At 58.3% G+C, this 12,191-nt stretch carries 10 protein-coding genes and 1 tRNA gene; 6 read left to right on the top strand and 5 right to left on the bottom strand.

What is annotated here, in order from left to right:
- Positions 1-16 precede the first annotated feature (16 nt).
- The 5 genes from LF599_RS10975 to LF599_RS10955 all read left to right on the top strand — a co-directional run bounded on the left by LF599_RS10975 (position 17) and on the right by LF599_RS10955 (position 6,596).
- The gene (locus LF599_RS10975; protein WP_279520779.1) at positions 17-1,576 is read left to right on the top strand and encodes a sulfatase; all 1,560 of its coding nucleotides are present in this window, start codon (positions 17-19) and stop codon (positions 1,574-1,576) included.
- A 38-nt stretch (positions 1,577-1,614) separates the two neighbouring features.
- A complete protein-coding gene (locus LF599_RS10970) occupies positions 1,615-2,292 on the top strand; it encodes a Crp/Fnr family transcriptional regulator (RefSeq protein ID WP_279520778.1) in 678 nt (225 codons plus the stop codon).
- Between the two features lie 17 nt (positions 2,293-2,309).
- Positions 2,310-2,624 (top strand): thioredoxin family protein, encoded by a 315-nt coding sequence (locus LF599_RS10965; protein ID WP_279520777.1) that lies wholly within the window; start codon positions 2,310-2,312, stop codon positions 2,622-2,624.
- Positions 2,625-2,641: 17 nt separating this feature from the next.
- Entirely contained in the window at positions 2,642-3,556 is a 915-nt protein-coding gene (locus tag LF599_RS10960) for an NAD(P)/FAD-dependent oxidoreductase (RefSeq protein WP_279520776.1), read from the top strand.
- A 628-nt stretch (positions 3,557-4,184) separates the two neighbouring features.
- On the top strand, positions 4,185-6,596 hold the full coding sequence (locus LF599_RS10955; protein ID WP_279523096.1) for an acetate--CoA ligase family protein: 2,412 nt from the start codon (positions 4,185-4,187) through the stop codon (positions 6,594-6,596).
- Between the two features lie 249 nt (positions 6,597-6,845).
- Here LF599_RS10955 and LF599_RS10950 read toward each other — a convergent pair.
- Positions 6,846-6,932 (bottom strand) — tRNA-Leu (locus LF599_RS10950).
- A 261-nt stretch (positions 6,933-7,193) separates the two neighbouring features.
- Here LF599_RS10950 and LF599_RS10945 point away from each other — a divergent pair.
- Complete coding sequence (locus LF599_RS10945; RefSeq protein WP_279520775.1) at positions 7,194-8,510, top strand: APC family permease; 1,317 nt, start codon at positions 7,194-7,196, stop codon at positions 8,508-8,510.
- Here the strand turns inward: LF599_RS10945 and LF599_RS10940 are convergent.
- The 4 genes from LF599_RS10940 to LF599_RS10925 form a co-directional block, all read right to left on the bottom strand.
- Positions 8,494-10,164 carry a YcaO-like family protein gene (locus LF599_RS10940; RefSeq protein ID WP_279520774.1) on the bottom strand — a complete coding sequence of 557 codons (1,671 nt, stop codon included), beginning with the start codon at positions 10,162-10,164 and terminating at the stop codon, positions 8,494-8,496. The two genes, LF599_RS10945 and LF599_RS10940, sit on opposite strands and share 17 nt — an antisense overlap.
- 249 nt (positions 10,165-10,413) lie before the next feature.
- Complete coding sequence (locus tag LF599_RS10935; protein WP_279520773.1) at positions 10,414-10,980, bottom strand: arylesterase; 567 nt, start codon at positions 10,978-10,980, stop codon at positions 10,414-10,416.
- A 3-nt stretch (positions 10,981-10,983) separates the two neighbouring features.
- Entirely contained in the window at positions 10,984-11,505 is a 522-nt protein-coding gene (locus LF599_RS10930) for a hypothetical protein (RefSeq protein ID WP_269942417.1), read from the bottom strand.
- A 9-nt stretch (positions 11,506-11,514) separates the two neighbouring features.
- Positions 11,515-12,129, bottom strand: coding sequence for a hypothetical protein (locus LF599_RS10925; RefSeq protein ID WP_269942418.1), 615 nt, complete (start codon positions 12,127-12,129; stop codon positions 11,515-11,517).
- Between the last annotated feature and the right edge of the window lie 62 nt (positions 12,130-12,191).

Here is a 12,191-nt window from a genome sequence, read left to right as displayed (position 1 = left end):
TCAATAAGGTAGTTCAATGTCTAAATCCCAAATCAAAAACGTTCTGTTCGTCATGCTGGACACCCTACAGTTCAATTACTTGGGCTGTTACGGGAACAAGGAAGTCAAAACTCCGAATCTGGACAAGTTCGCCGAAGACGGTTTCCTGTTCGAAAACGCGTACAGTGAGGGACTGCCGACCATTCCGGTTCGTCGAGCCCTCCTTACGGGACGGTATACCTTGCCGGAGAGCGGCTGGCGTCCGCTGACCACGGAGGATACGTCCATCACCGATGTTCTCTGGTGTCGCGATGTGCAGACGGCTTTGGTGTATGACACCCCGCCGATGCGTCTCCCCAAATACGGCTATTCCCGTGGATTCGACTATGTCCGTTTCTGCAACGGCCATGAGTTGGATCACGAAACCTTCAGCAATGTCCCGCTCAAGGCCGAATTCAAGGGAGAGGACTATCTTTCTCCCAATTGGCTCAAGAAGGATGAGGACGGCGAGTACGACGATTCCAGCAAATCCCTGATCCGGGAAGCCGAGTGCTACTTGAAACAGCGCCAGAACTGGCATTCGGATGCGGATAATTACGCTTCGGTGGTGATCTCCGAGGCGGATAGTTGGCTGAAGGAGAAGCGTGATCCCAATCGGCCGTTCCTCCTTTGGCTCGATTCGTTCGATCCCCACGAGCCGTGGGATCCGCCGTCCGTTTGGGAAAAGAAGCCGTGCCCGTACAATCCGGATTACGAGGGGAATCCGCTGCTGCTCGCCCCGTGGACCGAGATCGATGGCGTCATGACCGAAGAGGAGTGCGCTCACATTCGCGCTCTCTACGCGGAAAAAGTCACTCTGGTCGACAAGTGGCTCGGCAAGCTTTTCGATTCGCTCAAGGCGCAGGGACTCTGGGACAATACCATGGTCATCGTCACTTCCGACCACGGGCAGCCAATGGGTTCCGGCGAGCACGGCCACGGCCTGATGCGTAAATGCCGCCCCTGGCCTTACGAAGAGTTGGTGCATGTTCCCCTGATGGTCCATGTTCCCGGTTTGAAGGGCGGCAAGCGTATCGACTCCTTTGTCCAGAACGTGGACATTACCGCCACGCTTCTCGACGGCCTGGGGCTTGGGACCGATGCGGTGGAGCAGACCGGGCATGAAGGCATCTCGACTTATGATGCCGACGACATGCACGGCATCAGTCTGCTGCCGGTCATGCGCGGCGAGACCGATACGGTCCGCGATTTCGCCATAGCTGGTTATTATGGCATGTCCTGGTCTATTATTAACCATGATTACAGCTATATACACTGGATTCAAAAGGAGATCGACACGGACTCCATGAACAAGATATTCTACGATGGTTCCGGTTCCGGCGGCAACGCGGGCGCACAGTCCGCGAAGTTGGAGATGAAAGAGGAGATGTGGACCTGCGTTCCCGGGGCGAAAGTTTCGGTGCCGCATATGGATGAACTCTTTGATCGCCGCAAGGACCCATTCCAGTTGGAGAACATCATCAAAAGCAATCCCGAAAAGGCCAAGGAATTGCTGCAAAAATTGAAACTGTACATCGGGGAACTGCGAACCAGTTAAAATTCGCGCAAGACCAACTTCCCCGCACGGGAGACGATATGTCGGCACCGCATGTAAACGAATTCTGGCGAATAAAAGTCAACAGCGGCGCCTGGAATAAGGTTTTGCCTTTGGGTGTCCGCAAAGAGTTCAAACAGGGCGAGCATATTGTCTTCGCGGGGGAGTTGGTGACGGAGTTGCGCTATCTCCAGTCCGGAACCGTGTCCATGAAGCGGACATCCTCTGGCGGCAACGAAAAGATCATCATGCATGTGGAAGAGAATTCGCTCTTCAGTGAGGTGCCCTTTTTCACCAAGGAACCGATCGACAGCTCTTTTGTTTGCCACAAGGACGCCGTGGTCTACTCCTTTTGCAAGGAGACGGTGGACATAATGCTGGAAACGCACCCCTGTATTGCGAAGGATATTATTTACACGCTTTCTCAAAAAGTGAATGTCCTCAGCAATCAGTTGGCTTCGTTGGGGCTCGACACTATGATGCAACGAATCGTGAAATTCGTGCTTCTGCGCTATAATTCAATGGATCTGCCTTCCAATGATATTGTTTCGCTCGGCTCACTGCGAATGAAGGATATCGCGTCCATACTGGGAGTGCATCGAGCCACCTTATACAAGGCGCTCAAATCGCTTGAGAGAGTTGGGCTCATAAAGATACTGCGGGATAACAAATTGCAGATTCTGAACATGGAAGCCCTTGCCGCCATAGCATACCACTAACAAAACAAGATAAATCAATGAATGAAATAAAGAATATCACAGATCAGGCCTCATCCGAGCTTTTCCGTTCCTACAATGACGCCATCGTCATTTTTTACAAGGAGCTCTGCCCGCACTGCAAGAACATGGAAAAGGCACTTATGAAGTTCGGCGCCAAGTCTCCTGAAACCGAACTGTATTGTGTTGACAGCGAAGTCAAAGGGGATCTCATGGCGGAACTCGGTTTTGAGCGCGTTCCCACGCTGATCTTCATCCGAAACGGCGAGGTTGCGAACATTTACTCCGGCCTCATGAATCCGCGTGAATTGAAAGCGCTCCATGCATCCCTGTAGTCGCGGCGGAGTCGATCATGAGTAATGAATATGACGTTATCATTCTCGGCGGCGGCGTCGCAGGCATGACCGCAGCCGTGTACACGGCCCGAGCGAACCTGGATGTTCTGTTGCTGGATGAAAATGCCTGTGGCGGGTTGGTCAACTGGACCAAAGAAGTGGAGAACATGCCTTCCTATGCCAGCATCGGCGGCATGGAACTCATGGAGAGAATGCAGAAGCAAGTCGAGTCGCTCGGAGTGACCGTTGAGGAAGCGGTCTGCATCGACTCCATGGACCTGTCCGGGGCTGTAAAGCGGATCGAGGCGGACGACGAGACGTATACGGCGAAGGCGGTCATTGTCGCCACAGGCCGCAAGCCGGTTCCTCTTCCCGTGGCCGGTGACTGTGAACAGGTCCATTACTGTGCCATCTGCGATGGCGCGCCCTATATCGGCAAACGGGTGCTCATCGTGGGGGGCGGCAACAGTGGATTCGACGAGGCGATCGCTCTGCTTGATCTCGGCGTCAGCGAGTTGACTCTGGTAGAGAAAATGGACCGCTTCTTCGCCGCCCAATCCACACAGGATGCATTGGCGGCCAGGGAAAACGCCTCCACACGGCACTCCACGGAAGTCCTGTCGTTGAATGGAAACGGCAAACTTGAATCCGTTACCCTCCGCAATATGGAGACCGGTGAGGAGAGCGAGTTGCAATGCGACGGCGTGTTCGTGTTCATGGGCCAACAGCCCGGCACCGACGCTTTTGCCAAACAACTGCGTCTCGACGAGCATGGCTATATCATTACGGATGACGTCATGGCGACCTCCCTGCCCGGCGTGTTTGCCGCGGGCGATGTGCGTCCCAAGAAATACCGGCAAATCACCACGGCAATGGCGGATGGCACCATAGCGGCTCTGGAAGCCGAACGTTTCATACACACTACGCGGTAGGTCCAGCATGTCAGGGATAACAATCACCATCCTGGACCCTGACACAAACCGGGCTGAACGAGCCGCCAGACGGCTCCGGACCCATCTGAAAAACGAAGGGGTCTCGGCTTGTGTCCGAGTAACCACCTGTTATCTGGAGATAGCAAGGCAAGGACTGAAAGGGAAAACGCCAGTTATTTCGGTGGATGGCACAAACTATCAGTGTAAAAATCTCGAAGATTCCCTGTTGGCGGAATTTGTGGCCCACTTGGCTCGATGTTTAAATCATCATTCAAATTGATATGGAGTTGAGCAAACAAAGAAACTGCTTAACGCCTTTGAATAAAAGCAACCTGAGATCGTTTTTGAATGAAATGATTCCGAAACGGAGGCAAAGGGATGGCACGTCATCGATTCCCTGCGAGGCGGAGCCGTAGGCGGCTGGGCCATGATGCGCAAAGGACTTGATGAGCATGAGGTCGTTTCTCTTGCCCATACAATGGAGATCAAGTTCGCGGCGTCCGGTCCCCATCTCTGCGCCACCAAACCCTGTATCGATTTTGATCCGGCTGATCCGCGCAGGGAAGATGTCCTCAAGCGGTGGTACAAGGCCGCGAGGCCGCTGCTGAACAACCAAAAAGGTTTTACCATGGAAGTACTGAACAGCGTCGCCATTGAATTTGACGCCATTTCCGACCTTTTCCGCTCCGCCAGAGAGGAAGGCCGCGATTATCTTTTTGAATACGAAGTATATAACCTGTTGGGCCGGTCGGGAGCCGAAACGCCTCCCAAGTGCATTCTGCTTCCTCGCGGGGCGCGTTCTTCCGATGACGAATTGAACGCGTTGCCCGGGGAGAAGGTCGTTCTCAAGATCGTCTCTCCGACCATCGTCCACAAAACCGAGGTCGGCGGCGTTCGAGTGGTCCCCAAGAACCCGGATAAAATTCGTTCGGCTGTCCGGAGAATGTTGTACGACGTCCCGGAAAATTACGCGAACATGATAAACCTTGCGCCCGAGCACGCTCCCGCGGAATATCGGGGACTTGCCGGAGAGAACCTCGTCGCCGCCATCCGCAGGGACCTCAAGGGCGTGCTCATGGTCCAATTCATGCCGCCGGATTCCTCGGCGTTCGGCAACGAGCTCATCGTCGGCCTGCGCAACACCCGTGAATTCGGCATGGTTGTTTCGGCGGGCCTGGGCGGCACCGATACGGAATTGTACGCCGAACGGTTTCGCAAGGGGCAGGCCATCGTGGCGGCGTCCTGCGAGTTGATTGACGGCAAGGCGTTCTTCGAACTTTTCCGCAAAACCATTTCATACAGGAAGCTGGCTGGCCTGACTCGGGGGCAACGTCGCATTGTCACCGACGAGCAGTTGGTGGAGTGCTTCTCTTCCTTCATCGAAATGGGCCGCCACTATTCCCCCATGAATCCGGATGCCGAATTCGTCATCAACGAAATGGAAATCAATCCATACGCCTTCACGGATTTCCTCATGGTTCCCCTGGACGGCATGTGCAAGTTCGGGTCTCCCCGCGAGAGGGAGAACCGGCGTCCCATCGGCAAGATCGAGAACCTTCTGCATCCCGGAAAGATCGGCCTGATCGGCGCTTCCACCAAGCGCAGGAATTTCGGCCGCATCATCCTCGACAACATTCTGGCCGAAGGATTCGCCAAGGAAGACATCTTCCTGCTCCGTGAGGGAGTGGACGAGATCGACGGCGTGAAGTGCTATCCCAACCTGGCGGATTTGCCCGAAAAGATGGACATGTTCGTCGTGGCCGTGGGAGCCGACCAGGTGCCGGGTTTGGTGGATGAAATCATCCGTTTCGACGCCGCCAATTCCGTCATGCTCATCCCCGGCGGCATGGGCGAGACAGAAGAAAGCCGCGAGCGCGCGCAAAAGGTCATTGAGGCCATTGACGAGGCGCACGGGAACGGTGACGGCGGGCCTGTTTTTCTTGGAGCAAACTGCATGGGCGTGGTTTCCCGTCCGGGCAAGTACGACACCTGGTTCATTCCGGAGGAAAAGCTGCCCAAGGACCGCGAATCCGCGTATCGGCGCGCCGCGTTGGTATCCCAGTCCGGGGCCTTCATGTTGCATCGCTCTTCGCAGTGTCCGGAAATGAAGCCGGCATACATGATTTCCATGGGCAATCAGACCGATTTGACGCTGGGCGACATGGTCAAACACTTCAGGGATTCCACAGAAGTGGACGTTATCGCTGTCTACGCTGAAGGGTTCAACGATCTCGATGGATTGGAGTTTTGCACCGCTGTGCGGGAAGCCGTGCTGGCGGGCAAGGAGGTGGTATTTTACAAGGCGGGACGCACTCCCGAAGGCAAAAGCGCGACCTCTGGACACACGGCCTCGCTGGCTGGCGATTACATGGTCTGCGAATCCTGCGTGCGGCAGGCGGGGGCCATCGTCGCCCGCAATTTCACGGAGTTCCAGGACCTCTTCCTGCTGGCGGAGAACATGGCCGGGAAACGTATCAACGGCAACCGTCTCGCGGCCGTATCCGGGGCCGGGTTCGAAACCGTGGGTATGGCGGATTCGATTCACTCCGACGATTACCAGATGCAGTTGGCTTCGTTCTCAGCCGAATCCCATCAGAAGATCACGGAAATCCTGGACGCCAAGAGACTGTCGGGGCTCGTGACCGTGCACAATCCCCTGGACATCAATCCCTCTGCCGACGACCAGGCCCATGCCGAAATTACCGATATTCTCGCCCATGACGAAGGTGTTGATGCGGTTGTCGTAGGCCTTGATCCGCTTTCCCCGGCCATGCACACGCTGCTGGAGACGGATGTTCCGGCTTTCGACATGAAGGCGGAAAGCGGCATTGTGCAGCTTCTGGCGGAGGTTGTCGGCCGTAGCGACAAGCCCGTTGTCGGCGTCATCGATGGCGGCAGGCTGTATGACCCCATGCGCGATGCATTACACAACAGTGGCGTGCCGATCTTCCCAGTGTGCGATCGCGCCGTGGCCGCTCTTTCCCAGTATATCGAAGCCCGTCTGTATGCGGAGAGCATTCGCATGGAGTCCGACCGCTAATATTACCCGGGCAGCGGAAAATCTCCGCTGCCCGTGAAGAGCATACTTTCACATGAAACGATCAAACATTATCGCAGTCGCTGTCATTGGCGGTGTCCACGTCTTTGGTCGATTCTGATCCATTCATCAGAAACGGAGAGCGGGGCGTAATTCCCGAACGGGAAAAAAGGGAAAGCAGGGCCAGAACGTTTGCGTTTTGGTCGCAGAAAAGCAGTTAGGCCGGAGAACCGGCCTAACTTGTTGTATAAATGGTACCGGAGGAGGGGGTTGAACCCTCACGATCCTAAGGATCTCGGGATTTTAAGTCCCGTGTGTCTGCCATTCCACCACTCCGGCATATGTGCGGTATCCGCTCGGGGAAGGAAAATGCGAACCGGCCTGTTCAAGGACCGGGCTTGTTTTGCCTATCCGATTTTCCCCCGGCGCGAGGTAGTTTCAATATCGTGCAATCCTGCGGCGAGTCAATGCTTTTGGCCGTTTGTGGCCGGGCGGTGAGGCGAAGGGCGGCGTCGGCTTTATCGATGGGATGGATTGGAGTATTCTGTCCTCTCACAGGAGCGGGGAAATCCCGGCCGACAGCCGTAAACGGAGCGTGATATGGTCGTGAAGGACAACAAAATGGGCCTGTGGGGAGCGGTCTCCATCGGGGTGGGAGGCATGGTGGGCGGCGGCATATTCGCCGTGCTGGGACTGAGCGTGCAATTGGCGGGCGGCGGCACGCCCGTCGCTTTCGCGCTGGCCGGACTGGTCGCCCTCGTCACCGCCTCCTCCTATGCGCGGCTGTCCGTGCGATACGCCGGGGCGGGCGGAACCGTGGTCTTCCTGGATCGGATTTTCGGCAACTCCATGCATGTGGGCGCGCTCAATGTGCTGCTGTGGTTTTCCTATGTCGTCATGCTTGCCCTCTATGCCCACGCCTTTGGCTCATACGGGGCCGTGTTCTTCCCGGAGAACACCGGTTGGCTGGTGCGGCACGGACTGATATCCCTGGCGATCATCGTGCCCGCAGTCCTGAATTTGACCAGCGCCAAAGTGGTCGGCAAGGCCGAGACCTACGTGGTGGTCGTCAAGATATCCATTTTGCTTTTCTTCCTGGTAGTCGGCGTCAAGGGCGTGGAGCCCGCGCGGCTGGCCCCGGACACCTGGGTTCCGATGCTGCCCCTGGTGGCGGGGGGAATGATTATCTTCGTGGCCTACGAGGGGTTCGAGCTCATTGCCAATACCGGCGCGGAAATCCGCGATCCCGAGCGGGACCTGCCGCTCGCGTTCTATCTATCCGTGGGCTTCGTGATCCTGCTTTATGTGGCCATCGCCGTCGTGGTGGTGGGCAACCTGCCGCTTGACGCCATCACGGGGGCCCGCGACTACGCCCTAGCGGAAGCTGCCAGGCCGTTCCTGGGACGGACCGGTTTTACCCTCATCGCCGTAGCCGCGCTTCTGTCCACGTTCAGCGCGATCAACGCGACCCTCTACGGCTCCTCACGGCTTTGTTACACCATAGCCAAGGAAGGGGAACTGCCGGTTCAGCTTGAACGGCAGATGTGGGGCGCGCCCGCCGAGGGCCTATTGGTCACGTCCGCGCTCGCCCTCATTCTGGCCAACGTGGGCGATCTTTCCTTCATCTCCACCCTGGGCAGCGCGGGGTTCCTGTCCTTGTTCGCCGTGGTCAACGCGGCCAATTTCAAGGATGAGGACGCCGGGGCGGGCCGGACTCTGTCCGCCCTGGGCGTAGTGGCCTGCGCCGCCGCTTTCGGGGCCATGGTCTGGCAGAGCGTCGGCGACGATCCGGCCAATGTCTGGGTGCTGGCCGCGCTCTTCGGCGGGGCGGGCGTTCTGGAGGTGACCTACCGGACCCTCGGAACCAAGGGGCCGCGCAAGCGCCGCCGGGAAGCCCGGGTTACTCGCACGCTTTGAGGTAGTTCCGATACAGCCGCGGACTGACCCGGGAATACTGGTCGAAGTCGGAGATCAGCTCCAGGCCGGGAACGATGGCACGGACCACCGGGATGTTCAGGTCCCTGCGGGTCAGGTCCACGTAAGCGGGCCGGTAGCCGTTGGCCAGAAGCGTTTTTTCCAGCACCATCACATCTCCCTCGGCGCTGCCCGTGGACAGGTCGGGGAGGTCTTCCAGGTTGCGGACGGGCAATCCTTCCGGCGCGGGTCCACTCTTGGGGCCGGGGTACGGGTAGGCCGTTTCGGTCATGGCCGAAACCAGGGCGGCCTTGCCGTTCAGCGAACAGCCGCCTCCCTTGTTCACGTCGCCGTGTTTGCCAAGCACCACGGATTTGTAGCACGGCACGCCCAGTTCGGTGGTCATGTCCATGAACCAGACGTCGATGCCGTCCTCGTGGTAGTTCTGGAGGAGCGAGCCGATTTCGGGATCGCAGCTTCTCACGCGGAAACACCGTTTGGGGTCGAATATCTGCGTCGCGTCCGAATCACGTTCGATGACTTCGGTAAGGGCGGCCGCCTTGGCTTCGAAGAGGGTGTTGCCCGAAGCCAGGCCGGTGGAGCCCAGCGCGCTGAACAGGGTCTGTTCGTCCAGGTTGCAGAACAGGAAGACGAACTGGGCCGGGACCAGAATCGGCTCGCCGTCGGGGCCATGCCCTTCCAGCCAGTGGAGCCTCTGGCCCGCATAGGGCACTTCCAGCCGGATGTCGGCCGGGTTTATGGCGGGCGCATCCAGTTCATCGAAGGACGCGTAGGTCAGCGGGTACTCGCGGGCGTAGTTCAGTACGCCCTTGGGTCCAAAGCTGGCGTAGGAGGAAAAGCGTTCGGCCATTTCCATGGCGTAGGAGGCGTCGGCCCGTTCCATGGAAAGTCCCCGTCCGTAGCAGGTCTGCAAGCCATGCAGGGAGTTGGACAGGTTGCCGTTGACCGTACGCGTCTTGACGGACCAGTGACGCAACCGGGCCACGGGCGACAGGGACGCCCTGTGCTCCATGGCTGGGCCCATGAAGGCGTCGGCCTTGTCCAGGGCGGGCAGGGCGGTGTCGATGGTTTCCTGCAAAGGCCTGCGCGGCAGGGGCGCGGGCAGGTTGCCGTCCATCTCGGCGCGAATCGTCGCGGCGCTCACCGGCTCGGGCGCATCCAGCTTCTTTTCGTCGAAAAGCGGTTCGGGCGCATCCTTCGGGTCGGGCAGGGGCGCGAGGGTGAAGATGTTGCGGCCGAAGATGCGGGCCCATTCCCGGTGCCGGGATTGGTCCACAAGCAGATGGGAGCGGATGTGGATGGCCGGAGTATGATTCAGGAGAAATTCGGGATCGACGCCGTCGAACAGGGGCAGGAGCCGGTTCAGGCGTTGATGGCAGATGCACGCTTCATACATGATTGCGGCGACCGCCGGATCGGATTCGCCCTTGTCACGCATGATTGCCGTAATCATTTTTTCCAGCTTGCGCGGACGGAATTCCTTGAAGCCCTGAAGCACGAACTCATGCATGTAGTCGTCGAAGGGGTGAGCGCGGAGGTGGTCGAGCATTTCGTTGTGGCTCAGGTTCACGTCCGGCAGGGCGGCGAACATACCTACCCCGAAATCCGTATTCATCATTTGCAACTTGTAGCGCATGGGCTTCCTCCGGTTTCCCGCATCATTTTTCGCCGCTGTTTCCATGAGAAGCAGGGGCGTATAAGGCAAGGCGCTACGCTATGGCATTCCGCGATGGAGTACAAGGCCCGTTACGGCGGGGGCATACAGGACGAGGCAGGAGAAAAGACGGCCCCTTTCCGTCCCCATGGCCGCCGGCGCACAGGACCATGGGGACGGAAAGGCAGTGTCCAGAAGGAATGGAAACGGAAGGGGACGGGGGAAATCCGCCTATCGCGCGGCGGTCGTGGCCAGTTCCTCGACCAGGGGGAGCAGGGCGCGGCCAATGGCCGACACTCCCGCCGCATTGGGGTGCAGCCCATCCAACAGGGTCAGGGACGGGTCGCCCTGGTACGGAGCGAGCATGTCGGGGAACAGGGGAAGGCCGTACCGTTCCGCCAGGGAGGGATAGACGGCTTCGAAGCTCGCCCTGTAGTCTTCGTCGGGATTGAGTTCGGCGTTCACGCCCACCAACAGGACCGGAATGCTTCGTTTCCGAAACGCCTCGATCAGGAGGGCGAGCCTGGACTCCACGTCTTCAGCCGGTTCATCCAGAAAGCAGTCGTTGGCCCCGAAGGCCAGGATCACGCCGTCCGGGTCCGCTTCAAGCACCTGGTCCAGACGGCGCAGCCCATCTTCCGCAGTGTCGCCGGACACGCCGAAATTGAGGCAGCGTGCGTCCACTCCCCGATCGCGCAGGGATTGTTCCAGCACGACGGGCAGGGCTTCGTCAGGGGCGAGGCCGTACCCTTCGGTCAGGCTGTCGCCGAAACAGGCTATACGGAACGGGGAGGTCATGACCTAGCCGTTGATCCAGAGCTTCACCCTGGCGGATTCCTCGGCCCAATCCTTGCTCAGGCGCAGGTTGAGGAATTGGGTGTAGGCCACGTCGATCATTTCCAGGCAACGCTCCAGCAGGAACATCTTTTCCAGGAATTTGGCGTCCGGGTCGTCGCCTTCGTCATCCTTGGTATTGATCTTCGGGGTTTTCAGGCCGGACAGGCCGAAATCCGTGGAGTTGACCGTGACCAGCCATTCGTCCTCGTCCATGGCAAAGAGCAGTTGGGCCTTGTTGACTTTCTTGCCTGTGCGCAGACCTGTCTTGGCCTCGGAGAGTTCGCCCGCCGGGCTGGATACCGTGGCCGTGGCCTTGGTTTCGCCTTCGCCGCCCTGGACTGAGACCTTCTGTTCCATTTGCAGGGTAAAGGTCCGGTTGTCTTCGAGTTTGAAGAGCACGGTGTCCTGGTCGGTCTTGAACCAGAGCCAGGTCAGGAAGTCCTGACCGAGCAGGGTGTTTTCGCGTTCAACGAGTGAAAGATCCATGGCGTGCTCCTAAACGAATATGGTCGGGTCGAGGTTTTCCAGCCTGGGCGCGGCGTCTTCGCCGAGGATGTCCATGGCCATGAAGAACGGGGTCAGCGGCTCCAGATGGAGATCGAAGGTCAGGGTGAAATGATCCTCGAACAGGGACCGGACCTTGGCGTTGGTGGTGGACAGATAAATCCGGTTGGTGGTCGGGTTCCAGATGATGTCGAAGACCGCCGGGATGGGCAGGGTTCGGGCGCGAAGCCTGAGGGCGACCTGTTCCTTGATCTCGCGTTTGCGGTCGCGGGAGACGAAGTTCTTGCCCTGCTCCTTGTTGTGCGCCAGCTCCTTGTTCACCGCGATGGTGTTGTGCTTCTTGAGCACGGACGGCGGAATTCGTCGGGTGTCCAGACGCAGGGAGAAGGCGAAATAGTTGGCCTTTTCCGGCGGCGACACGGCCCAGTTCATGTCCAGCATGTCGTCGATGTTTGCCCAGCCGAAGGCACGCTCGTCGGCTGTGCCGTCGATGTCCACCATGCAGAATTGCCTCAGTTTTTCAGGCACCTGCTGAAGAAGTTCGTTAGGCACGTCTTCTATTATGCGGTATCGTGTCAGCCCGAGGCTGGAGGATAGAATGCTCAATTCAGGGCTCCTTGGGAGTTCGTGTTCCGGGACCCATTCAGGTAAAACCTCTTGGCCTCCGT

It is taken from the genome of Pseudodesulfovibrio thermohalotolerans (assembly GCF_021353295.2).
In the GTDB taxonomy this organism is placed as follows: domain Bacteria; phylum Desulfobacterota; class Desulfovibrionia; order Desulfovibrionales; family Desulfovibrionaceae; genus Pseudodesulfovibrio; species Pseudodesulfovibrio thermohalotolerans.
The sequence above is the reverse complement of the archived record's forward strand: the minus strand, read 5'-3'. Positions and strand labels throughout refer to the sequence as shown.